The sequence below is a fragment of the Paenibacillus rigui genome, from assembly GCF_002234615.1.
Lineage (GTDB): Bacteria > Bacillota > Bacilli > Paenibacillales > NBRC-103111 > Paenibacillus_S > Paenibacillus_S rigui.
Window position 1 is genome coordinate 93,976 of sequence record NZ_NMQW01000033.1, and the last position, 23,768, is coordinate 117,743.

General features: G+C 51.2%; 18 protein-coding genes. 12 read left to right on the forward strand and 6 right to left on the reverse strand.

Annotated elements, in window-relative coordinates:
- Positions 1-152 precede the first annotated feature (152 nt).
- From citZ to CF651_RS21115, 6 genes are all read left to right on the forward strand, one after another.
- Complete coding sequence (gene citZ / locus CF651_RS21085) at positions 153-1,268, forward strand: citrate synthase (protein ID WP_094016852.1); 1,116 nt, start codon at positions 153-155, stop codon at positions 1,266-1,268.
- Positions 1,269-1,412: 144 nt separating this feature from the next.
- Positions 1,413-2,708: an NADP-dependent isocitrate dehydrogenase gene (icd, locus tag CF651_RS21090; RefSeq protein ID WP_094016853.1), complete on the forward strand. Its 1,296-nt coding sequence runs from the start codon at positions 1,413-1,415 to the stop codon at positions 2,706-2,708.
- A 467-nt stretch (positions 2,709-3,175) separates the two neighbouring features.
- On the forward strand, positions 3,176-4,117 hold the full coding sequence (mdh, locus tag CF651_RS21100; RefSeq protein WP_094016855.1) for a malate dehydrogenase: 942 nt from the start codon (positions 3,176-3,178) through the stop codon (positions 4,115-4,117).
- 203 nt (positions 4,118-4,320) lie between these two features.
- A complete protein-coding gene (locus CF651_RS21105; protein WP_094016856.1) occupies positions 4,321-4,917 on the forward strand; it encodes a TetR/AcrR family transcriptional regulator in 597 nt (198 codons plus the stop codon).
- On the forward strand, positions 4,914-8,069 hold the full coding sequence (locus CF651_RS21110; RefSeq protein WP_094016857.1) for an efflux RND transporter permease subunit: 3,156 nt from the start codon (positions 4,914-4,916) through the stop codon (positions 8,067-8,069). The genes CF651_RS21105 and CF651_RS21110 overlap by 4 nt, the downstream gene beginning before the upstream one ends.
- Positions 8,070-8,151: 82 nt before the next feature.
- Complete coding sequence (locus tag CF651_RS21115) at positions 8,152-8,568, forward strand: hypothetical protein (RefSeq protein WP_094016858.1); 417 nt, start codon at positions 8,152-8,154, stop codon at positions 8,566-8,568.
- Positions 8,569-8,867: 299 nt separating this feature from the next.
- Here CF651_RS21115 and yfbR read toward each other — a convergent pair whose 3' ends face one another.
- Together yfbR and CF651_RS21125 are read right to left on the reverse strand one after the other, a co-directional pair.
- Positions 8,868-9,461 (reverse strand): 5'-deoxynucleotidase, encoded by a 594-nt coding sequence (gene yfbR, locus CF651_RS21120; protein ID WP_094016859.1) that lies wholly within the window; start codon positions 9,459-9,461, stop codon positions 8,868-8,870.
- 19 nt (positions 9,462-9,480) lie between these two features.
- Complete coding sequence (locus tag CF651_RS21125; RefSeq protein WP_094016860.1) at positions 9,481-10,635, reverse strand: polysaccharide deacetylase family protein; 1,155 nt, start codon at positions 10,633-10,635, stop codon at positions 9,481-9,483.
- A 268-nt stretch (positions 10,636-10,903) separates the two neighbouring features.
- Here CF651_RS21125 and CF651_RS21130 point away from each other — a divergent pair, with 268 nt between their 5' ends.
- From CF651_RS21130 to CF651_RS21155, 6 genes are all read left to right on the forward strand, one after another.
- Positions 10,904-12,439, forward strand: coding sequence for a fumarate hydratase (locus CF651_RS21130; RefSeq protein ID WP_094016861.1), 1,536 nt, complete (start codon positions 10,904-10,906; stop codon positions 12,437-12,439).
- A 227-nt stretch (positions 12,440-12,666) separates the two neighbouring features.
- Positions 12,667-14,472, forward strand: a complete 1,806-nt coding sequence (gene pnpS / locus CF651_RS21135) for a two-component system histidine kinase PnpS (protein WP_094016862.1) — start codon at positions 12,667-12,669, stop codon at positions 14,470-14,472.
- A 143-nt stretch (positions 14,473-14,615) separates the two neighbouring features.
- Complete coding sequence (locus tag CF651_RS21140) at positions 14,616-15,338, forward strand: response regulator transcription factor (protein ID WP_094016863.1); 723 nt, start codon at positions 14,616-14,618, stop codon at positions 15,336-15,338.
- A gap of 240 nt (positions 15,339-15,578) precedes the next feature.
- Positions 15,579-16,670, forward strand: coding sequence for a Gfo/Idh/MocA family protein (locus CF651_RS21145; protein ID WP_094016864.1), 1,092 nt, complete (start codon positions 15,579-15,581; stop codon positions 16,668-16,670).
- 186 nt (positions 16,671-16,856) lie between these two features.
- A complete protein-coding gene (locus CF651_RS21150) occupies positions 16,857-18,314 on the forward strand; it encodes a catalase (protein WP_094016865.1) in 1,458 nt (485 codons plus the stop codon).
- Positions 18,315-18,530: 216 nt separating this feature from the next.
- A complete protein-coding gene (locus CF651_RS21155; protein ID WP_094016866.1) occupies positions 18,531-18,986 on the forward strand; it encodes a Fur family transcriptional regulator in 456 nt (151 codons plus the stop codon).
- A 132-nt stretch (positions 18,987-19,118) separates the two neighbouring features.
- On the opposite strand, the gene CF651_RS21160 is transcribed toward CF651_RS21155, so the two are convergent.
- The 4 genes from CF651_RS21160 to CF651_RS21175 form a co-directional block, all read right to left on the reverse strand.
- Positions 19,119-20,180, reverse strand: coding sequence for an ABC transporter substrate-binding protein (locus CF651_RS21160; RefSeq protein WP_179232918.1), 1,062 nt, complete (start codon positions 20,178-20,180; stop codon positions 19,119-19,121).
- A gap of 46 nt (positions 20,181-20,226) precedes the next feature.
- Positions 20,227-21,576, reverse strand: a complete 1,350-nt coding sequence (locus CF651_RS21165) for an LLM class flavin-dependent oxidoreductase (protein WP_342746603.1) — start codon at positions 21,574-21,576, stop codon at positions 20,227-20,229.
- 42 nt (positions 21,577-21,618) lie between these two features.
- On the reverse strand, positions 21,619-22,830 hold the full coding sequence (locus CF651_RS21170) for an aminotransferase-like domain-containing protein (RefSeq protein WP_094016868.1): 1,212 nt from the start codon (positions 22,828-22,830) through the stop codon (positions 21,619-21,621).
- Between the two features lie 104 nt (positions 22,831-22,934).
- A complete protein-coding gene (locus CF651_RS21175) occupies positions 22,935-23,729 on the reverse strand; it encodes an ABC transporter permease (RefSeq protein WP_094016869.1) in 795 nt (264 codons plus the stop codon).
- Positions 23,730-23,768 lie beyond the last annotated feature (39 nt).

Sequence of the window (23,768 nt, forward strand, 5' to 3'; positions counted from 1 at the left end):
TTCATAGCTCGGCGAAGTGGGGATTTATTGTCCCAACCGAAGTGTGGCTGTTATTTTCGTTTGCTTGCCGTGCTTGGACCGAGATTTTCTTGGGATCCACGATGTATGATATAGTATTTTTTGAATGACTTGAACGCAAAGGAGAGATTGTTTTGACAGCTACTAAAGGTTTAGAAGGTATTGTTGCTACAACGTCCTCGATTAGCTCGATCATTGACGGTGTTCTTACTTACCGTGGGATCAACATCGACGACTTGGCCGAAAACGCGACTTTTGAAGAGGTTATTTACTTGCTTTGGTACGGTAAATTGCCAACTCATTCCGAATTGGCTCAACTGATCAAAGACTTGAATCAATATGCTCCGATTCCTAGCCAAATTATCGATCAAATCAAATTGTATCCTAAGGATACGAACTCGATGGCTGCGCTTCGTTCCGCTGTATCCAGCCTGGCTTTGTACGATGCAGAAGCGAACGACATGACACCGGAAGCCAACCTGCGTAAAGCGATCAAGCTGCAGGCTCAAATTCCTACGATTATCGCTGCTTTCGCACGTATCCGTGAAGGCAAAGAGCCGATTGCTCCAAAGAGCGACGCAACTTCTGTTGCTCAAAACTTCCTTTACATGCTGATCGGCAAAGAGCCGGACAAAGTGGCAATCGAGGCTTTGGACAAAGCATTGGTGCTTCATGCGGACCATGAGTTGAACGCATCCACTTTTGCAGCTCGCGTAACGGTTGCAACCTTGTCCGATATTTACTCCGGTGTGACTTCCGCTATCGGCGCTTTGAAAGGACCTCTTCACGGCGGTGCGAATGAAGCGGTTATGGCTATGCTGGAAGAAGTGGGCTCCTTTGAGAACGTTGAGAGCTACATCAACACCAAGCTGGAAAACAAAGAAAAAATCATGGGCTTCGGTCACCGCGTTTACAAAAACGGCGATCCTCGTGCAAAGCATCTGCAAAAGATGTCCCACGAGCTGGGCAAAATCACAGGCAATATGAACTGGTACAACATGTCCATCAAGATCGAGGAAATGGTTACCGGACAAAAAGGATTGAAGCCGAATGTTGACTTCTACTCCGCTTCCGTATATACTTCCTTGGAAATTCCGCGTGACCTGTTTACGCCGATTTTTGCGATCAGCCGTACATCCGGATGGACAGCTCACATTCTTGAGCAGTACGAAAACAACCGTTTGATCCGTCCTCGTGCGGAATACACCGGCCTTTCTAACCAAAAATACATTCCGATTGAAAATCGTTAATCGATTTCGATAAAGCTTTTACAGCCAACGGGTTGTTACAGCGTCTCCTGTCCTTATTTTACGGAATCGGGACAAGCGCTGTAGCTCCCGTTCAATTTTGTGTATACTTATGCTATCACCATTTTAAGGAGGCAATAAAAGATCATGGCTCAATTCGAAAACTATACAGCTCCAACAGAAGGCGAAAAAATTACTATTGTTGACGGTAAGTTGAACGTCCCTAACAACCCTATCATTCCTTTCATCGAGGGTGACGGTACAGGTCCCGACATCTGGGCCGCTTCCAAACGCGTATTGGACGCAGCGGTAGAAAAAGCATATAAAGGCGAGAAAAAGATCGCTTGGTACGAAGTATTCGCCGGCGAAAAAGCATTCAACAAATTCAACAACTGGCTGCCTAACGACACATTGACAGCAATCCGCGAATATATCGTTGCGATTAAAGGCCCTTTGACGACTCCGGTTGGCGGCGGTATCCGTTCCCTGAACGTTGCCCTTCGTCAAGAGTTGGACTTGTATGTTTGCTCCCGTCCTGTTCGTTACTTCAATGGCGTTCCATCCCCAGTAAAACGTCCTGAACTGGTTGACATGGTTATTTTCCGTGAAAACACGGAGGATATCTATGCTGGTATCGAGTGGGAAGCCGGCTCCGCAGAAGTGAAAAAAGTGCTTGAGTTCCTGCAAAAAGAAATGGGCGTTAAGAAAATTCGCTTCCCTGAAACTTCCGGTATCGGTATCAAGCCTGTTTCCGCTGAAGGTTCCAAGCGTTTGATCCGTTCCGCTATCGAATATGCAATCGCACACGGCCGTAAGAGCGTTACCTTGGTACATAAAGGTAATATCATGAAATTTACTGAGGGTGCATTCAAAAACTGGGGTTATGAGCTGGCTGAGCAAGAGTTCGGCGACAAAACCTTCACTTGGGCACAATACGATAAAATTAAAGCAGAGCAAGGCACGGATGCAGCAAACCAAGCTCAAAAAGAAGCAGAAGCTGCCGGCAAAGTCATCGTAAAAGATGCTATCGCCGACATCGCTTTGCAACAAGTATTGACTCGTCCTACAGACTTCGATGTTATCGCTACATTGAACCTGAACGGTGACTACTTGTCCGATGCTTTGGCAGCACAAGTAGGCGGTATCGGTATCGCACCAGGCGCTAACATCAACTATGTAACAGGTCACGCGATCTTCGAAGCGACTCATGGTACAGCTCCGAAATACGCTGGTCTGGACGTAGTTAACCCAGGCTCCGTTATTTTGTCCGGCGTTATGATGCTTGAGCACCTGGGCTGGTTGGAAGCGGCTGAGCTGATCTACAAAGGTATGGAAACATCGATCAACAATAAAACCGTTACTTATGACTTTGCACGTTTGATGGAAGGCGCTAAGGAAGTAAAATGCTCCGAGTTCGCTAACCAAATCATCGCTAATATGTAATTAGGCGGTCCGCCCCTCCGAAATCCTCCTTTACCAAGGAGGATACCAGGGGTACGCTCCCTGGATGGCGAAAAGGTGTCCAGTGACCGGGTGAAGTAAGTTTTTGTTCGACGTTAGAGGTGGGAACGCGTTTGTCGAGAGTGCTTGAGCTAACGTCAAGCCACTCCGACACGCTTCCATGTCCAGCGGAGCTTTTTGTGTTTGTATAGTCTTTTGAGGTTAGGGGATCAGATGTTCGAGTCTGATGGCAAGGGAATTGCTTTTTATGCATTTGAAGCGTGAAATAGGGTTTGCAAGTATATACTTTAAGAGTGTGGGTGTCGGCCTTGTCCACTGGAAATATCCGCTCATGCGGGTGCTGATTTCTCAGGACAACAGCGGCCGCAAGTATATACTCGTAAACCTGGAAACACGCTTTATCTTTTTCTCACGCAAACCAACAATTTAACTTTCAGGAGGCATTTCTTATGGGAATCAAACGTAAAAAGATTACCGTTGTCGGTGCGGGCTTCACTGGTGCAACAACTGCGCTTATGCTTGCACAAAAGGAGTTGGGCGACGTTGTCCTTCTGGACATCGCACCTTTGGAAAACCCTACAAAGGGTAAAGCGTTGGACATGATGGAGGCTTCCCCTGTACAAGGCTTCGACAGCAACATCGTTGGTACAGCTAACTACGAAGACGCTGCAGGATCCGACATCGTGATCATCACAGCGGGAATTGCTCGTAAACCAGGCATGAGCCGTGATGACCTCGTGAACACAAACGCGGGTATCGTGAAATCTGTATGCGAGAACGTAAAGAAATATTGTCCTGAATCCATCGTTATCATCTTGAGCAACCCGGTTGATGCTATGACCTATGTAGCTTACGAGTCCTTGGGCTTCCCGAAAAACCGCGTTATCGGTCAATCCGGCGTATTGGATACGGCTCGTTACTGCACTTTCATCGCTCAAGAATTGAACGTATCGGTTGAGGACGTTCGCGGTTTCGTATTGGGCGGTCACGGCGACGACATGGTTCCGCTCGTTAGGTACTCTAATGTCGGCGGTATCCCTATTGAGAAATTAATTCCTGCTGAGCGCATCGAAGCGATCGTACAGCGTACACGCACAGGTGGCGGCGAGATCGTAAACCTGCTGGGTAACGGCAGCGCCTACTACGCTCCGGCAGCTTCCCTGGTTCAAATGACGGAAGCGATCATCAAGGACAAAAAACGTATCATTCCATCCATCGCATTGCTTCAAGGGGAGTATGGCTATAACAACCTGTTCATGGGCGTGCCTACTTTGCTTGGCGGCGAAGGGATTGAGAAAATATTTGAATTGGAATTGCTTCCTGAAGAAAAAGCGGCTTTGGACAAATCCGCTGATTCCGTTCGCAACGTAATCAAAGTGGTAACCTTGTAAACAGGGTTACCTTGAATAGCAGCCCGTCTTCGCGCTTTGGCGAGGACGGGCTGTTTTTTTGCTGTCAGATAAGGAACGAATTGCGATGAAATCCATAACTGCAAAGGAGCTCGGCATCTGTTGCATTGGCTGGATAAACCTGTTAAAATCAAAAATGACTGACGAGTCAGTCACAAGTGTTAACCGTGGATGGAGGGGAACTCATGGGAGAAGAGAAAAAAGACGGGATCATTGAAGCCGCCCTGAAGCTGTTCGAAGAGCAAGGATACCACCAGACGAAGGTATCGGACATCGTACGTGCTGCGGGGGTGGCACAAGGGACTTTTTATTTGTATTTCCAAAGTAAAGAGGACCTGTTTCGAAGCATCGCCAAGTCGTGCCTGGAGGAAATTTCGGGGACTTTAAAGAAAGGGCCAGTTGACGGGCTGAATGATAACGAAGTGTTTTATCAAATGATTAAAAGCTGTCTTACCATTTACTATCACAACAAGACGATTCTGCGGATCATTTATCGCAACGGAGTGGCATCGCAGGAAATCGCAGATATTTCCGAGGCTTTTTACAATGATATGATGTTGATTATTAAGCAATGCCTGCTGGAATCCGGTGAGTACCCCGATTATTCCGAGCAGCAGCTGGAGATTACGGCTTATGCCAAGATTGGCATGGTCGAGCTTGTGGCATACCAGTGGTTTGTCGTAAGAAATTGCGGACCTGAACATATTGACTGCATAGCGCAAACGATAACTGGCATGGGGAATGGCTGTAAAACGGGATTGCCGGGAGTGAACGGTGCATGATAGCCAAGCTGATACAATACCGGAAGGTGACGCTGCTGTTCTTCTTGATGGCTATTATTATGGGGATTGTCAACATTGTCACACTCAAGCAGCGAGAAAATCCCGAGATTGACTTGACTGTAGCCTTGGTAAAAACCGTATATCCCGGGGCGTCTCCCGAAAAAGTGGAGCAGTTCGTGACGCAGCCGCTGGAACAAAAAATAAAGGAAATGAGCGATATTTCCAAGCTGACCTCGACCTCCATGGCGAACGTATCCATCATTAACGTAGAGATCAAGCCGGATACGGATATCAAGCGTGCTTGGGATACGCTGCGGCAGAAGGTACAGGCCGGGGAAAGTGAGCTCCCGGATGAGGCGAATAAGCCTGAAGTGAATGATGATCTTGGTAAAATAGCCGAGCAAATCCTTCATTTTACTGTGAACACACCGGAAGAGCTGGAGCCTTTGAGGCCTACACTGGATATTTGGAAAAAGCAGCTGAGCACGCTACCCGGGGTCAGCAACGTGGAAATCGTCGGTCTGCCGGACCAGGAGGTCGCTGTCACGTTGAATACGGCAAAGCTGGATACGTTCAAGCTGCCGTGGACGGCCGTTGCCCAGGCACTGAAAAACCGACATGACCGCGTACCTCTAGGGACCGTAGATAAGTCGACCCAGTCCTTCTATGTCAATATGAACAAGGAATGGACGACAGCGGCGGAAGTCGGGAACACCGATATTCTTGGCTTACCGAACGGCAATTCCTTGAAGGTGAAGGATGTCGCGGATATTAAGCTGCGCCCTAAAAAGTCCGAGGTCAGCGTGCTTCACAATGGAAAGCCGACGCTGGATCTGGTTATTAATGCCGAGAAGGGGGCGGATATCCCCGATCTACAGAAGCGGATTGACGGCAAGGTAGCCGAGCTGAAGCCTCAGCTGCCGTCTACCGTGGAGTTATCGTCACTTTTTACGCAAAAAGAGAGTCTGGACCACTTGTTCAAGGAGCTTGGCAGAGAGCTGCTCATAGGGATAGCGGCCGTTATCGTGGTATGCTCCATGGGCTTGACCTTCGGTACCTCATGGATTGTGGCGCTGGCGATTCCCGTATCCATTACAATTGGGTTTATTCCGGTAGAGCTGATGGGCATAGATCTCAATCAGATTACGGTAGTCGCGATTGTGATTGTGCTGGGGATTCTCGTGGATGACGCCATCGTTGTGAACGATAATATTCAGCGGCGGCTGCAGCTTGGGGATTCTCCAGCCAAGGCTTCGCTTGAAGGGAGCCGGGATGTTGCGATATCTATTCTTACCGCGACGATCGCTACAGCGGCAGCGTTTCTCCCCCTGTTCTTCTTAAAAGGCAACATCGGAAGCTTCATCCGTCCGCTGCCTGTCGTTATTTCACTGACGCTTGCAGCATCGATGGCTATGTCTCTGACAATTATTCCGATCTTCCGTCAATGGGTCGGGGAAAGGGCGATGCGCAGGCTGGGAAGGGCGGTAACTTCCGCGAATGCGGAAGGAAGAAGCCAGGAACCTGTCGAGAAGGAGCAGACGCCCGGCATTCTGGGCAAGCCGATTCAACGGCTGAGTCTGTTTTACGGCCGCCAAATTCATCGTATCCTGAAAAGACCGCTGCTGACGGGAATCGTCGCTTTATTGATCGGAACGAGCAGCTTCGGGCTGCTGCCTCTGCTAGGCGTACAGTATTTCCCGCCGGCGGAAAAGGACGAAATGCTCATCGACTTCAAACTGCCGACGGGCAGAGTATTTGCGGAGACGGAGTATACGATGGCCAAAGCGGAGGAATGGATGCGGCAGCAAAAAGGGGTCGTGTTCGTATCCGCCTACTCCGGGCGTTCAACACCGAGGTTTTATTATTCCGAGTCGGATCAATCGGGGACGGATGTAGGACAGCTTTTTGTCAAAATCGATTTGAAGGTCATTCATACGAAGGAAGTCATTTCGTCCTGGAGGGAGCAGCTGAAGACAATGTTCCCTGAGGATATCCAAATCACGCCGAGAGAGCTGGAGCAGGGGCCGCCTGTTGGGGCGCCGATCGCCCTGAGGATTAGCGGCAACGACCTGGCACAGCTGCGCCAAATTTCTACGGATATTCAGGGGGTGCTGTCCCGAATTCCGGGAGCCATCAGCGTGACGGATGATGTGGGAACGGACATGAAAACCTATGAGGTGAAGCCGGATCCGGCCAAGCTGAATGTGTTCAACGTGAATGAGAAGGATCTGTCTCAAACGCTGCGCATCGCTACCGAGGGCTTGGAAGTCACGACGCTGCAGAAGGGCGAAGACTCACTGGACGTAACCTTGTTTGCGAGGGAGGAGTCGGCCGACCCTGTTGAGCAGATGAACAATATGTATGTTCCTATTCAGAATGGGGGAACGATTCGGGTTCGCGAGCTGGGGACGATTACCCCGGGAAGTATGATCAAATCGATCCATCATTTGAACCAGACACGAACGATTACGATTCGCAGCTTCGCACAGGATCGGCTGCCGGATGAGATTGTGAAGGATTTTAAGATGGAGATGAGCCATTACGCGATGCCAGCCGGCTATACGATCGAATACGGCGGGGAAAATGAAGAGCGCAACGATGCGTTCGCCTCGATTGGGAAGCTGTCGATTATCGTCGTGCTGCTTATTTATATCATCATGGTTATGCAGTTTTACTCATTATCGATCCCGCTGCTCATCCTGTCTACCGTTTATTTGGCTGCGGGCGGAGCCGTGATCGGGCTGTTCCTCACGAATTCGCCGATCGGGTTTATGGCCCTGATGGGGCTCGTCAGCTTGGCGGGGATTGTGGTTCGTAACGGAATCATCCTGATTGAATTTATCGAGCAGGCTAGAGAGCGAGGGCTCCCGTTGTACGAAGCCGTATCGGAGGCCGGGAAAGCCAGGCTGAGACCGATTTTGCTGACGATGGCAACCGCGATTGGAGGCTTGCTGCCGATGACCATTATGGGAGGAAATCTGTGGCGGCCGATGGGGATTACGATTATTTCGGGCTTGATTTACTCGACTTTGCTTACTTTGATCGTTGTTCCGTGCCTCTTCGTCATTTTGGCGAAATGGCGTGACGCAAGGGATATGAAAAAAGGCAAGCCTGTGAACAGGCACACGAATGGGACGGTTCATTCCAGCTAAAATTTGCTTCCACCATTTGCATAGGCTCGTTTTCATCAGGTATACTTAATATTATATTAAGTTGAAAAATGGGGGCTTACCAATGAACCAAGTATTTTTGTATTTACATGTTTTGGCAGCTGCTCTAATGGGCGTGTACCTGATGTTTCCGTTCTTGGCTCAGCGGATTCAAGTGCTTCCGGGACAAGGTCAATTCGGTTTTCTAAGCGTATTGTTCGCTGCGAACCGGGTCGGTCAGCTGGCTCTGGTTATTTCCCTACTGACGGGCGGATATTTGGTCGGTAAAGCGGGCTTGTCCGTCGCCTGGATGGTTATCGTTGTTGTGCTTTTCTTAGCCTTAGGAGCCCTGACAGGCGTGCTGGGCAGTGCAATGCGCAAAGCATTGGCTGATCCTAACGGCGGTTCGATCGGCACTTATGCCGGTAAAATCAAGTCGGTCAGCGTGATCTCCGGCATTTTGTTCTTCGTGCTTCTTACCCTGATGATGTTCCGCTTCTAGTTCTACACAAAAGCCCAAAGGCCTTGCAGCCCTTGGGCTTTTGTGTTGCCGAGCGACCAGCGAGAGAGGCCATTAAGATGTAAAAAGCGCAGCGGAGGGGAAGGGGAGGTGTCGGAGGAACGAAGTGCTCGCCTTTGAAATCGTGAAATGACCTATACATCTATAAAATAAAATTTCACGATTTCAACAGCGACCGGAGACACCTTCCCTTCCTCGCAGCGCCTACCTTTTTACCGAATCCCCATCTCTTATCGCCGCCTCAACAAAAAAGCCCGAGGCTGCCGCCCCGGGCTTTTCGCTCATTCCTCCGATAGTTCATCCAGCGTTTTCTCCAGACTCGGCGCCAAATGCTCAAGAAAAAATGCCAATTCCGGCATATTCAAGTCTTGTATCGATTGCTCAATCTGTTTCTTCGCGCTGCCGAATTCTTTATTGCCTGCGGACAGCTCTGTTACGCATTTCAAATAAGCGTCAAGCAGGTCGGCGGCCTTCACATATTTTTTAAGCTCGGGCTCGGCAGAAGCTTTTTTCGTATCGATCAGCGGCTCATAGACGGAACGGAGCTTCTCAGGGATCATATCCATGAGCCTTTCGGCCGCCATCTGCTCGATCTCGCGAAAGTTCGATAATATTTTAGGGTTATGATGCTTGACCGGGGTAGGAATGTCTCCTGTAAAAACCTCGGTTGCATCGTGAAACAGCGCCATGCTGACAATCCGGTCCGTGGGCACCTGACGGTCGAATACTTCATTGGCGATGGTGCACAACACATGCGTCAGGATAGCGACGTGAAACGAATGCTCAGCCACATTCTCCTTTACGGTATTGCGCATCAAGCTCCAGCGTTCAATGTAGCGCAGGCGGTACATATAAGCGAAAAAATGACTATCCATCGTTCTCATCCCATTCTGTTTACTTCTTCACCGTTGGTGACTGCTGTACGGAAAAGCTTTGTACATTAGGATTATACACGATTTGGGAACCGATGACAGTCTCTAAATCTTTCAACGCGATGTAGAGCTTGTTATTTTTCATATAAAGAGGCTTTTGGATAGATATCGGCGGTTTGGCAGAAAGCGAGGTCAGCTTGGAGCTGTTGACGCTTCCGCTCCACTGCAACGTCTGGTACTGAATCGATACATGTCCGCCGCTCGACAGAGCTGCTTTGCCGCCTAATTGGTTCATCGTTTCGATTAAGGGAACCTCTGTAGAGGGAGGATTCGGAGCTACGACCCGCCTCATGATGGACGTGTCCAGTCCTTCCGGACTTATCGCGCTGTTGCCTGCGTTAATTCTGGGAAGCTGCATCGGGTCAAGCTGTCTCGTCACCATCTCCGGTACCACTGTAAAGGCATAATTCATACCGCCTTCGTGGATATATCCGATGGAAGTCTTATCATAGATGCCGTACGGATAAGCATAGGAATCGATAGGCTCTGGATAGAGCTCCGCCAGCTTGGCGACGCAGGCTTGGGTGTCGGTAATGACTCTCTGTTTGTACTCCTCGTCGGTTTCCCTTTTCCCGTTATTCACCATGCGTCCGATCAGCGCGGCATTGCCGTCGGGGAGCTTGTAATGAAAGTTGTGCGTATGGCACTGCGCGTCAATGAAATTCGTATCGCTTGTCATTTCGATAATGTCATCCCGTGACATGGACGGAATGTAGCTGGCGAGGGGATTCTCCAGGTCGTTCGTAATCACGAAATTGACCGCAGGAATGCGCATGCTTTTTAAAATCGGATAAGCGTTTACATAAAAGCTTTCGTACCCGTCGTCGAACGTAACCAGCACGGCATTGTTAGGAACGGAGGCACCCTGCATGTAGTCTTTGAACTGACGGAGGGTTATGAATTGGTAGCCCTTCTTCTTCAACAGCGTTAATTGGTCTTGAAAAAGCTTGGTTGTGATCGTTCCGCCGCTTTTGGCATCGTCGTCCACATGGTGATACATAATGACTGCCACTTGATCCTTATATAGGACATTGGACTTAGCTGCATCCAAGGAAGGGAGAAGGAGGCCAAGCCCGATAACGCTCAGGATGACGGCCTTAAGAGTGAGCTTGTTCATGACGAATGATACCCCTTGTTTTATAGTCATATTTTCCTAGTTTGTCATACATTAATTCTATCATTGCATGTAAATTCCTTCTATGGGTCAGACAAGCTTTACAAAAATTTGATAGCGCCTGTTTCCTTCCTGGTTAAGCCCCTATTTGTCCCGGGAACGCCGTATTTGCTTGTTTTTGATCGTTGTCGAGTATGCTATTATATACATATGTGCTTTTATACAAAAATATCGAAGCTGGGCTTTCATTCGGAAGGGAGATTTTTTATTTATGCAGCATTTTCAAGAGAGCGTTTATAAACTCATTGTAGAAACATCCACGAATCTGCCGGCTGACGTACGCCGTGCGATTCAAGCGGCTCAAGAGCGGGAGGATGCCGGAACGCGCTCCGCGATTTCCTTATCCACGATCGCAAATAACATCGATATGGCCGAATGCAACGTTTCCCCCATCTGTCAGGACACGGGGATGCCGACTTTCATCATTCATACGCCTGTAGGCGCGAATCAAATCGTCATGAAAAAGCAAATTCTGGAGGCTGTCGCGCTAGCCACGAAAAACAGCAAGCTTCGCTCCAACTCGGTTGATTCCTTGACCGGGTCCAATACAGGCGACAACCTTGGGCCGGGTACGCCTGTGATTCATTTCGAACAATGGGAACGGGACGACATCGAAGTGAAGCTGATTCTTAAAGGCGGCGGCTGTGAGAACAAGAACATTCAATACAGTCTTCCGACGGAGCTGGAAGGACTCGGCAAAGCTGGCCGTGACCTCGACGGTATCCGCAAATGCATTATGCATGCCGTCTATCAGGCGCAAGGACAAGGCTGCAGCGCGGGCTTTATCGGCGTAGGCATCGGCGGCGACCGGACGAGCGGCTATGAGCTGGCGAAGCACCAATTGTTCCGCCGTGTAGACGATGTGAATCCGAATGAAGAGCTGCGCAAGCTTGAAGATTACATTATGGAAAATGCGAACAAGCTCGGCATCGGCACGATGGGCTTCGGCGGCCAAGTATCCTTGCTCGGCTGTAAGATCGGCGTGGCGAACCGCCTGCCGGCCAGCTTCTTCGTTTCTGTGGCATACAACTGCTGGGCGTTCCGCAGACAAGGCGTGCTCTTGAACGCAAGCAGCGGCGAGATTCAGGAATGGATTTATCCGAGCGGCGATACCGTTTCGATGAAGCAGGAGGCTGCTGCGGCAAGCGAGGAGACGACCGAACGCCGTGAAGTGGTGCTGCAAACGCCGATCTCCGAGGAGCAAATCCGTCAGCTGCGCGTAGGCGATGTGGTTATCATCAATGGACCGATGTATACAGGACGCGATGCGCTGCACAAATATTTGATGGATCACGATGCGCCGGTTGATTTGAACGGTGCTGCGATTTATCACTGTGGGCCGGTTATGTCGAAGGATGAGAACGGGGAATGGCACGTAAGAGCTGCCGGACCTACAACAAGCAGCCGCGAGGAGCCGTACCAAGGCACGATCATTAAGAAGTTCGGCATTCGCGCCGTGATCGGTAAGGGCGGTATGGGCGCCAAAACATTGGCCGCACTGCAGGAGCATGGCGCCGTTTATTTGAACGCAATCGGCGGAGCAGCACAATATTATGCACGCTGCTTCAAGAAGGTGAACGGCGTAGACTTTTTGGAATTCGGCACGCCGGAAGCGATGTGGCATTTGCAAACAGAAGGCTTCGCGGCTATTGTAACCATGGATTCGCACGGAAACAGCCTGCATGCTGAAGTCGACAAAAACTCGCTGGAGAAGCTGTCCCAGTTCAAAGAGCCGGTTTTTGCCTAATATATAACGAAACGATTCGGATGAGAGGAAGGGGTGCCTTAGGTGCCTCTTCTTTTTTTCATGAAATCGCTGGACACTGAAGAAACTAAGAAATCAGGGTCTATCCGCCTTTACAAAAAATTAACTCGCATTCCTCCCGCCGAAAGGCTAAGATATTGAGGTTACTGTCTATAGGTAACTGGAAATGAAATGTCTCTCACTGATCTTCCAGGGAAGGAACGTTTGGAATGCACAAATTTCGCGCAAGGCTGACGTTGATTTTTATTTTGCTGATCGGCTCCTCGGTGCTGGTGGCGGGTCTCTTCATGGCCAAAATGCTGAGGGATTCCCATATTGATGCGCTGAAGGCCAATATGCAAAGAGAGCTAAAGGTAATTCTCGTTTCATTGAATTGGAAAGAGACGGGGACGGAAGCGGAGCAGATCCAATATTTCACGGATCAGGCGAACCGGTTGAAAAGCTCTGCGGATGCACGTGTGACCTACATTCGTGAGGACGGTAAGGTATTGGGGGATTCGGATCACGATGTCGAGACGATGGAAAACCATCTGACACGCAAAGAGGTGATCGAAGCCCGGGATACCGGTGTTGTCGGATCTGATACGCGGTACAGCACGACGGTTCAACGGAATATGCTGTATGTGGTCGTACCGGTGAAATCGGACGGCAACGGTTCCATCAAGGGCTATGTCCGGCTTGCCATGAGTTTGGAGGAAGTCGAGGCGTCCATTCTCCAAGTATGGTATGCGGTGCTTTTAGGCTTGCTGACCGTATTTATCATTGCAGGGCTGATCAGCTACCGGGTGGCTTACGGGATTACGAGACCGATTGAAATGATAACGAGAGTCGCGCAGCAAATTACGAATATGAACTACAAGGCCCGTGTGCATGTCCGTAAAAAGGACGAGATAGGTCAGCTGGGACAAGCGATCAATCGGATGGCGGACAGTCTGCATCTGCAGATGAACCGGATTCTGGAGGATGAGAACCGGCTCAAAAGCGTCCTGGAGAATATGATCAGCGGCGTCATGATGATTGACCGGGACGGCAAAATTGTGCTGTTAAACCGTTCGGGAGAAGATATCCTCGGTTTCTCCGCCCAGGAGCTGTTAGGTAAAAAATTCGATGAAGCGAAGCAGCAGTTCGAGTTCACGCAGCTTATTCAAGAGTGTATCGATCTGAAGGAGCATATCCGCGATGAGATGATTTTCTATTATCCGTCGGAACGGATATTGGAAATCAACCTGAGCCCAATCTCCCATACGGAGGATGAGTGGGCAGGAATACTGATCGTGCTGCACGATATTACGGCCGTGCGCCGTCTGGAGCGGATGCGCAGCGAGTTCGTAGCGAACGTATCGCATGAGCTGAAGACGCCGATTGCCGCGGTCAAAGGCTTTGCAGAGACGCTTCTTGCAGGCGCTCTGAACGACAAGGAGACGGCAAAGTCGTTTTTGCAAATTATTTTTGACGAGAGCGAGCGGTTGAACCGGCTGATCGGCGATATATTGGAGCTGTCCAAAATTGAATCGAAACGGATTCCTTTGCAATTTTCACCGATATCGCTGCACTCGTTCGTCAACAACTGTCTGCATGTGGTCCAAGCCGAGGCAAAGAAGAAATCCATCGAGCTGGAAATGCAGGTGGATGAGACGATGTATATTGAAGCGGATGAAGACCGGCTGCGGCAAATTTTGATTAATCTGCTGTCCAACGGCATTAATTATACGCCGGAAGGGGGCAAGGTGAAGGTAAAGGTCGACCAGCTGGCCGGAGACGGCGATCGTGCTGAAGATGAACGTATCCGTTTTACGATATCGGATACCGGGATCGGCATTCCCAAGAAAGATCTGCCGCGCATCTTCGAGCGCTTTTACCGTGTGGATAAGGCACGCTCGCGAAGCTCAGGCGGCACCGGTCTGGGGCTGTCCATTGTGAAGCATCTGGTTGAGCTGCATAAAGGGACGATCCGTGTAGAGAGCGAAGTAGGAATGGGCAGCAAATTCATTATCGAGCTGCCGATTATTCACTAAAAGTCCGGTGACTCCATAAGCGGAACGGTCGGAAGCTTGCTGAAGGAACAACCTTCAATTGCCAACTTTTTTATGCTATGTTAAGCTTGATCTATCTTCATTTACAAATTCTTATAGAAGCAAAGTGAAATCGGGGGATTCCCATGGCACAACAAATTTTAGTTATTGAAGACGAGCCTACACTAGCCAGACTGTTGTCTTATAATTTATCGCAGGACGGATACGAGACGAAGGTTGTCGACCACGGCAGTGAAGGGCTTCAAACAGCGCTGCAGCAATCGTTCGACCTTATTATATTGGATATTATGCTTCCGGGGTTGAACGGCTTTGAAATCTTGTCCAAGCTGCGGCAAAAGGGCAATAAAACGCCGGTGATCATTCTAACGGCGCGCAATGCCGAAGAAGAGGTTGTGCAAGGCCTGAAGTACGGGGCGGACGATTACATTACGAAGCCCTTCGGTGTAGCCGAGCTCTTGGCGAGGGTATCAGCCGTGCTGCGCAGAACGATGTCGGAGGAGCAGCTGCAGGAGAAGAACACGAATGGGGAAAAGGTCATTTCCGCAGGGGACCTGTACATTTATCCCGAGAAGTACGAGGTGATGCTGAATGGAGAGTCCATTCCGCTTCGGCCTAAGGAATTCGAAGTACTGCTGTACCTGGTGCAGCGTCCCGGCGTCGTCGTAACCCGTGATGATTTGATGAACATTGTTTGGGGATTCGATTATATCGGCGGGCAGCGGACTGTGGATGTCCATGTGAGCTCCTTGCGCAAGAAGCTGGAGATGAATCAGCAAAGCGTCCAGATCGAATCGATCCGCGGCGTAGGCTACAAGCTGGTGACTTCGACAACGGCGAAGAAGGGGTAAGTTGCTATAAAAGAGAAGCGCTTGGCTAAGCCGGATAGGCTTGCTGGCGCTTTTTTTTGCATGTCTATATAAGGGGAATGGCAAGCAGAGAAGCTTTCATAAGAGTCCATGGATGGCAAAATCGCATACAAGGTGCGCCAGATACAAAATATCTTTTTCCATCTAACTTGTCTATACTATGGGGGTGAGTCATAAGGTTACCCAGAATTCGTTCAACAGACCAAAGGAGGACATGAGAACATGTCGAGAAAGTTTAGAATCGGAATTATCGGCTGCGGAGGAATTGCGAACGGAAAGCATATGCCGGCATTGAAAAATCAATCGAATGCGGAAATGGTTGCATTCTGCGATATCGTGATTGACCGCGCGTACGAGGCGGCAAAGCAGTTTGGCGCTCCAGAAGCCAAAGTATATGAAGATTACAGAGAGCTGTTGAACGACAGCTCCATTGATATAGTGCATGTCTGCACGCCGAACGACTCCCATGCGAATATTTCGATTGCCGCTCTGGAATCGGACAAGCATGTCATGTGCGAGAAGCCTATGGCCAAGACGGCGGCCGATGCGCGCAGGATGGTGGAAGCGGCCAAGCGTACAGGCAAAAAGCTGACGATCGGCTACCAGAACCGGTTTCGTCCGGACAGCCAATACTTGAAAACCATCTGCGCCGAGGGGGATCTCGGTGAAATTTATTACGCCAAGGCCCACGCAATTCGCCGCCGCGCGGTACCGACTTGGGGTGTCTTCCTGGATGAGGAGAAGCAGGGCGGCGGACCGTTGATTGATATCGGGACCCATGCTTTGGACTTAACTCTATGGATGATGGACAACTACAAGCCGAAGGCTGTGCTGGGGACGGCATTTCATAAGCTGTCCGGCAAAGCGAATGCGGCGAATGCCTGGGGATCGTGGGATCCGGAGAAATTTACGGTAGAGGATTCCGCTTTCGGGATGATTACGATGGAGAATGGCGCCACGATTGTATTGGAGTCGAGCTGGGCCATCAATATGCTGCAAACCGGTGAAGCCAAGACAACCTTATGCGGTACGGAGGGCGGAGCGGACATGCAGGACGGGCTGCGCATCAACGGGGAGAAGCACAGTCGCTTGTACACGAATCAGATCCAGCTGGACGCCAAGGGCGTAGATTTCTACGACGGTTCCAAGGAAAGCCCGGCAGACCTGGAAGCGCGGTTGTGGCTTGAAGCGGTAGAATACGATAAAGAGCCGGTCGTGACGCCGGAGCAGGCTTGCGTCGTGTCGGAAATATTGGAGGCTATTTATGAGTCTTCCAGGACCGGCCAAGCCGTTTATTTCGAGAACAAGTCCTAATAGCTGGATCAACCAATGTGCCGGACATCGATAAGGGTGTCCGGATTTTCTTTTTTTATATGGACGCCTTCGGCTTCATCGTTTCTTCATCAAAGCTTCATCGGATGTTCATGATGGCAGGCGGAGGGAATGATAAACTCATCTCATGGATTTAGATTAAGTCTAAATATAAGGAGATGTAAAGCGATGAACCCACATATGACGACAAATCAAGGTGCTCCGGTAGGAGACAATCAGCATTCGAGAACAGCGGGAACGAACGGACCGACTTTATTGGAAGATTATCATTTGCTTGAAAAGATAGCTCATTTTGACCGTGAACGTATTCCGGAACGGGTCGTGCACGCCCGCGGTGCCGGAGCGCATGGATATTTCGAGGTAGAGCACAGCATGGGGGCTTATACGCGGGCTCATGTATTCGCTCAGGCGGGGCGCAGGACGCCGGTTTTTGTCCGCTTCTCCACCGTTATTCATGGAACGGGGTCACCGGAGACGGCACGGGATCCCCGCGGCTTCGCAGTGAAATTTTACACAGAAGAAGGCAATTACGACATCGTGGGTAACCATTTGCCGGTATTTTTCATACGAGATGCGATCAAATTTCCGGACATGGTGCATTCCTTGAAGCCGGCACCGGATACGAATGTTCAGGAGCCTGCCCGATATTGGGACTTTATGACCTTGTCGCCGGAATCGACGCACATGCTGACTTGGCTGTTCTCAGATCACGGTACGCCGGCTAATTACCGGCAAATGGACGGATTCAGCGTCCATGCGTTTAAATGGGTTAATGCTGATGGCCGCGTGACCTATGTGAAATATCATTGGAAGTCTCAGCAGGGTGTCGCCAATTTTAGCGCGAGCGATGTCCAGGCTACACAGGGCAGGGATTTCAATCATGCCACCCGCGACTTGAGCGAGAACATCAAAGCAGGGCAGTTTCCGAAATGGGAGCTGCACGTCCAGCTGCTTCCGGTAGAGGATCTGGATGCGCACGGGTTCGATCCCCTGGATCCGACCAAGGTGTGGCCCGAATCGCTGTATCCGCTGCACAAGGTCGGTACGATGACGCTCAATCGAAATCCGGCCAATTATTTTGCCGAGGTGGAGCAATCCGCATTCTCGCCTAGCGCTTTGGTACCGGGCATCGAGCCTTCGGAAGACAAGCTGCTGCAGGGCAGACTGTTCTCCTATCCCGACACGCAGCGTTACCGGCTGGGAGCCAATTATTTGCAAATTCCGGTGAACTGCCCGTATGCTCCGGTACGGAACCATCAGCGCGATGGCTTCATGAATGTCAAGCAGGACGCTTCCCCTGTAAACTATGAACCGAATAGCCATACGGACAGTCCGCAAGAGGATGCGCGCTATGCAGATACGCCGGCGCCGCTTCACGGTCAGGCCGGACGCAGCTCCATTGCCAAGACGGACGACTTCACTCAAGCCGGTGAGCAGTACCGGTCCTATACAAGTGAAGAGCGGGATCACCTGATTCATAATTTGATCGGGGATTTGACGCAGACGCCTCAGCATATCCAGCTTCGGGCGATTTGCAACTTTTTCCGTGCAGACCGGGAATACGGCATGCGTCTTGCAGAAGGACTTGGGGTTGATATTACCGGGTTCATGCCGCCAGCCCGCTAAGCATGGTGTGCAAAAAAAGATGATAGGAGGGAGGAAGCCACTGAAAAACTGGCGGAGTGGACGGAATCGTTCTGTAGAAGCGTAAGCGTTCGCCTTTGTCCCCGGATTTTGACCACTAGAAGCGGGTTGAAATTGATAATATCCGGGGACAACAGCGATCGGAAGAATGATCCGTCCATGCAGCCGTAACTTTTTCAGTGGCCTCGGAGGAGCACGATGAATCTTACCTATGGCAACGCATACGACCGATTGACAGCCGAAGGCATAAGAATGACGCACCAGCGGAAGATCATACTGGACTATTTATATGAACGCAGAGTTTCTCACCCTACGGCGGAGGAACTGTTCGAGGCGATTTATGTGCAATTTCCGAAAGTTGTCAGCCGTCCGACGATTTACAAAAACATCCATTTGCTGCAAAGCTTCGGTTTGCTGAAGGCCTGCTATATCGCACACAGCCCCATTGCGCGTTATGATACTCGTGTCCTTCCGCACCATCATCTGCATTGCACCTATTGCGGCAGCATCTCGGATCTGGAAGGCGGCGTGGTTGTGCCGCATGCAACCATTCCCGGTTTTCAGGCCGAATCCGTGTACATGGAAATCTCGGGAATTTGTGAGGCCTGCAGCCGGACGTTGCCCGGGCAAAAGGAATGGGCTCTGGCGATGTAAGAGCTGTGTTTCCGGCGCGGATAAGCGCCCAAAACCAAGAAACCGTGTGCCGGAATTGTCCGGCAAGCACGGTTTCTTGGTTTTTTGAACGGTTAAGGGCAGCGGCTGAGCGCGCCGGAACACCCGTAGGGCTTAGCGCTTTTCGGTCGGGTATTCCTTTAGTGCTTTCTCGATATAGGAGTTGTCGATAACCTTGGTCACATCCAGTTTTTCCTTGAGATCCCCACTCTCGAGCATGAGGTCCGCCGTAGCCTGCTGGCTCTTGTTTGCCTCTGCAGAGATCGGAAGATTCGTTGCAACATTGTTGGTCAACGAGATGCGGATCGTCTCTTCATCCAGCTTCTTTGACTTCGCCAATAAGGTGACGGCTTCGTCAAGGTTTTTATTTTGCCATTGCAGAGCTCTTTCATAGGCTTTCAAATAAGCGCCGACCAGCTCAGGATATTGCTTGGCGAACTTGGTGCGGACAATATTATAAGCCGGGTTAAAGGCGCCGATGGTTTTGCCTTCTGCAAGCAGTTTAGCGCCTTGATTTTTAATTTGGTTCGTCCGGAACGGCTCCCATACGACCCAAGCATCAACCTTCCCCGATTGGAAGGCGGATTGCGCTTCATCGGGCTGCAGGTTAATCGCTTGAATATCTGCAAGCTTCAAGCCATCTTTTTTCAGCGCGTTCAGCAGAAGCCCCCATGAGGAGCTGCCTTTAGATACGGCGATCTTCTTGCCCTTCAAATCTTTGACCGATTGGACGGGGCTGTCCTTGGGGACGATGATGCCGTCGCCTCCGCCGTTGCTGCCTTCGCTGATGGATGTAAAGCCGATATTCGCAGCTTGTCCCGTAATGGTTCCGATATAGCCGGTACGGGCAAAATCCAGACGGTCGGATGCGATCGCCTCCAAAAACTGCGAGGCGCTTTGCAGCGATTGATATTTTACCGTTGCGCCGTATTTGGCGAATTCCTCCTCAAACCAGCCTTTTTCTTTGGCAATGAGAATAGGGCCAATTTGGCTTCCTTCGATATTGACGACGACACCTTCATACTTCTTGCTGTCGGCTGCCGAAGCCGCTGCCGGAGCGCTTCCGGCAGCCGAGCTGTTGGCGGGGCTGGCTTTGCTTCCGCAGCCCGCTACGATGGCGATAATGGAAGCCAGCACAATAAAGGTGAAGGTACGGAATAAGGATTTACGTTTCATAAGGGTGATGCCTCCTTGTCGTTGGATAGGTTGGTTACTCGTCATTTCAGGTTTGCGCTAACGCCGTGAACCGGCTTGCCGGACGGTCGAGTCCGAGATGCTCGCGAAGCGTTCGGCCCGTATATTCGGTGCGGAATAGGCCTCTGTTCTGGAGTACGGGAATGACCTGGTCTACAAATTCTTCAAGTCCGCCGGGCAGGTAGGGCGGCATTACATTAAAGCCGTCGCACGCCCCGCTTGCGAACCAGTCCTCCATTTGATCGGCGATTTGCTCCGCCGTACCGCACAGAACCAGATGCCCGCGGGCAATGGCAAAATGAAGGCCCAGCTCGCGAATGGTCATATTTTTTTGCCGGGACATCTCCATGATCAAGTGAGCGCGGCTCGTGTTGCCTTCCATGGAAAGCTCGGGAAGCGGCTCGTCCAGGGGATAACCCGATACGTCCAGATTGAGCAGCTTGGAGAGGTAGCTTACTGCGATTTCAGGGGGCACCAGCGCATTGAATTCGGCCTGCTTCTGCCGGGCCTCCTCCTCCGTCCTGCCGATAAAGGTGAGCAGGCCCGGCATGATTTTAAGCTGTCCGGCATCTCTTCCATACTGCGGCAGCAGTGCTTTCAGCTGCTTGTAGAAGGCAACCGCCTTGGCCTTGTCCTCGCAGGCGGTAAACACGACCTCTGCGGTACGGGCCGCCAGATGCTGCCCGGATTCCGAGGTGCCTGCCTGAATGATAACAGGGCGTCCCTGAGGGGAACGCGGAATGTTAAGCGGGCCCTCTACGGAAAAGGACGCACCCTTGTGATGGATCGGATGAATTCGCTTCGTGTCCGCGAAGACACCGGCCTCCTTGTCGAACAATACGGCTTCATCCTCCCAGCTATCCCACAGACTCGACACGACATCCAAAAACTCCTGTGCCCGCGCATAGCGCAGCCCGTGCTCAAGCATCGTGTCGCGGTTGAAGTTTCTGGCTTCAGCCTCCTTGGTGCCGGTCACGACATTCCATGCGGTGCGGCCTCCGCTCAAGTGGTCCAGCGTCGCGAAGCGCCGGGCCAAGTTATAGGGCTCGTTAAATGTGGTCGAGACGGTAGCGGCCAAGCCGATATGTTCGGTTATAGAGGAGAGGGCTCCCAGCACAGACGTGGACTCAGGGTACAGGAAGCTGACGTCTGTAGCTGTATCTTGAATATGGGGAACGGAGGAGCTGTCCGCCAAAAAGAGCATATCCATCCTTCCGCGTTCCGCCGTACGTGCCACCTGTCTGTAAAAATCCATATCAATAAGGCGTTCGGCCCTTGTGCCGGGATAGCGCCAAGCGGCGTAGTGATGTCCGAAATTAAACAAAAACGCGCCTAGCTTCATTTGCTGCTTCGTGTCTGTCATCATATCCACTTCCATCTATATAGTCTCTGCCGCGGTCGGCTAGGAATTTGGTCGGCTTCAGTTGGCTGTCCGTGACGCCTGGTAAGCTTGATAAGCTTCGGCGAGCAGCCGGACGCCACGGCGGATTTGCTCCTCAGTGCAGTAGCTGAACGAAAGTCTGGCATGACGGGCGCCTTCGGGCCGAACGAAAAACTTGCTTCCATCGATGAAGCTGACGCCGCGCTCATAAGCATCCTGAACGAAACGGCCCGTGTCCACGTCCTCGGGAAAGGTGAGCCAGATGAAGAAGCCGCCCTCCGGCACTTGAAAGGAAACCTCTTCACCGAAATTGGCCTTCAGCGAATCCACCATCACATCCCGGCTGCTGCGGTAGCGGCTGGCCAAGGCTTCCAGATGATCGTCAAAAGGCAGATGCTGCAATAATTGCGCCGCGATCTCCTGGGAAAAAACGCTTGCTTTGCTGCCCTGGAAAAAGGTGTTCATTCGCCGGATCACGTCAGAGGAGCCGATGGCCCAGCCCAATCGAATACCGGGAGCAATAATTTTGGAGAAGGTGCTGAGATAGATGACGCGCTCAGGAGCGAAGGAATAAATAGCAGGCAGATGCTTGCCGGTAAACGTGAGCTCGACGTACGCATCATCCTCAAGAATAAAAAAGTTATATTGATAGGCCAGCTCAGCCAGCTTCCTGCGGCGCTCCAATGAAAGAACGACCCCGCCGGGATTTTGAAAATTTGGCATGCAGTACACCAGCTTCGGCAGCGGATGCTTCCGTCTGACCGCCTCCTCCAGCGCTTTCTCGATCAAGTCGACCTGCAGTCCGTCTTCATCGATAGGAAATGAGGTGATAAGCGCTTCGCTGGAACGAAACGTGCTGACAGCGCCGAAGTAAGTGGGAGCTTCTACCCATGCGTGGTCTCCGGGCTCTAAAAGCGTTCTTGCCGCATAGTCGATGGCCTGCTGTGAGCCGTAGGTCACAAGAACTTGTTCTGTCGTCACGTCGATGGATCTTAGCGCGGATCGCTGGGCGATCCATTCCTTGACAACCTGGGGACCGCCGGCCCCGGCATACTGCAATGCGTCTCTTCCGTGATCAAGGATCGCCTTGAGTGCTGCTTCCTTCAGTCCGTCATAGGGGAAGGCATCCGAGGTCGGAGTTCCATAGGAGAACGGAATGACATCGGAGCTGCTGGAAGCCTGGGCCGCGCCCATCGGCGTTACCGCCGGAACCCGCTTGGCATAAGGGAATGGTTGTAAAACAGTAGTCATAATTATCACCTTTTCTTCATGATAAATAGTATTCACATTGGTATAATTGGTTTAATGGCAGCAGCCTCTGCTGGAACAGTCGGCAGGTGACCGCCAAGCTGAATTTAACCTTTGTAGCTGTCCCGCCATTTCAGCAGCTTGCTTTCCAACAGGCGGACTATGGAGTCGGACAATTTGCCGACAGAAGCAAAGATGAAGATCCCGACGAACACGACGCCGGTTCTCATGAAGGAACGGGCATCTTGAATGAGAAATCCGATGCCTTGATCCGCTCCCATAAGCTCGGCTACGACGAGACACAGCCAGGCGGTGCTGAGAGACAGCCGTAGACCGAGCAGCACATTCGGCAGCGCCGAGGGGAGGACAAGGGTGGTGATCTGCTTAAACCGGCTGAACTCCAGCACCTTGGCGACATCGAACAGCTTCGAGTCGACGCTTCGAACACCGAGAAACGTATTCACGTACATCGGAAAGAAGGCGCCCATCGAGATCAGCAGCACTTTGGACAGCTCGCCGAAGCCGAACCAAAGAATGAACAACGGCGTGATGGCGAGCAGCGGAACGGTACGCAGCATTTGAACCGTCGGGTCCATAAGCTCCTCTGCACGGCTGTATAGGCCGACGAGCAGACCGAGAATCAAGCCGCTGGTCCCGCCGATAGCGAAGCCGAGCGCAGCCCGGAGAATGCTGATCCGCAGATGGAAGAGCAGCTCGCCGGATGCGAGCATCCCGTACAAATCACTCAGAATGGATAACGGGGTGGGAAACAAGGTAGGGGAAACAAGCTCCAGCACCCCTGCAAGCTGCCATACCATCAGCGCTGCTCCGGGAAGGAGGCAGCCGAGCAGGAGCTTGCGCATTTTTTTATTGCGTGTGCGTTGGTCTATGGAAGTGGTCATACGGCCCGTCCTTTCTGTTCGGTGTGTCGGTGAGACTGC

Excerpts from the sequence above, each read along its gene's own strand:
- icd (WP_094016853.1), top strand. The coding sequence starts at position 1,413 with ATGGCTCAATTCGAAAACTATACAGCTCCAACAGAAGGCGAAAAAATT.
- mdh (WP_094016855.1), top strand. The coding sequence starts at position 3,176 with ATGGGAATCAAACGTAAAAAGATTACCGTTGTCGGTGCGGGCTTCACT.
- CF651_RS21105 (WP_094016856.1), top strand. The coding sequence starts at position 4,321 with ATGGGAGAAGAGAAAAAAGACGGGATCATTGAAGCCGCCCTGAAGCTG.
- CF651_RS21110 (WP_094016857.1), top strand. The coding sequence starts at position 4,914 with ATGATAGCCAAGCTGATACAATACCGGAAGGTGACGCTGCTGTTCTTC.
- CF651_RS21115 (WP_094016858.1), top strand. The coding sequence starts at position 8,152 with ATGAACCAAGTATTTTTGTATTTACATGTTTTGGCAGCTGCTCTAATG.
- yfbR (WP_094016859.1), bottom strand. The coding sequence starts at position 9,461 with ATGGATAGTCATTTTTTCGCTTATATGTACCGCCTGCGCTACATTGAA.
- CF651_RS21125 (WP_094016860.1), bottom strand. The coding sequence starts at position 10,635 with ATGAACAAGCTCACTCTTAAGGCCGTCATCCTGAGCGTTATCGGGCTT.
- CF651_RS21130 (WP_094016861.1), top strand. The coding sequence starts at position 10,904 with ATGCAGCATTTTCAAGAGAGCGTTTATAAACTCATTGTAGAAACATCC.
- pnpS (WP_094016862.1), top strand. The coding sequence starts at position 12,667 with ATGCACAAATTTCGCGCAAGGCTGACGTTGATTTTTATTTTGCTGATC.
- CF651_RS21140 (WP_094016863.1), top strand. The coding sequence starts at position 14,616 with ATGGCACAACAAATTTTAGTTATTGAAGACGAGCCTACACTAGCCAGA.
- CF651_RS21145 (WP_094016864.1), top strand. The coding sequence starts at position 15,579 with ATGTCGAGAAAGTTTAGAATCGGAATTATCGGCTGCGGAGGAATTGCG.
- CF651_RS21150 (WP_094016865.1), top strand. The coding sequence starts at position 16,857 with ATGAACCCACATATGACGACAAATCAAGGTGCTCCGGTAGGAGACAAT.
- CF651_RS21155 (WP_094016866.1), top strand. The coding sequence starts at position 18,531 with ATGAATCTTACCTATGGCAACGCATACGACCGATTGACAGCCGAAGGC.
- CF651_RS21160 (WP_179232918.1), bottom strand. The coding sequence starts at position 20,180 with ATGAAACGTAAATCCTTATTCCGTACCTTCACCTTTATTGTGCTGGCT.
- CF651_RS21165 (WP_342746603.1), bottom strand. The coding sequence starts at position 21,576 with ATGGAAGTGGATATGATGACAGACACGAAGCAGCAAATGAAGCTAGGC.
- CF651_RS21170 (WP_094016868.1), bottom strand. The coding sequence starts at position 22,830 with ATGACTACTGTTTTACAACCATTCCCTTATGCCAAGCGGGTTCCGGCG.
- CF651_RS21175 (WP_094016869.1), bottom strand. The coding sequence starts at position 23,729 with ATGACCACTTCCATAGACCAACGCACACGCAATAAAAAAATGCGCAAG.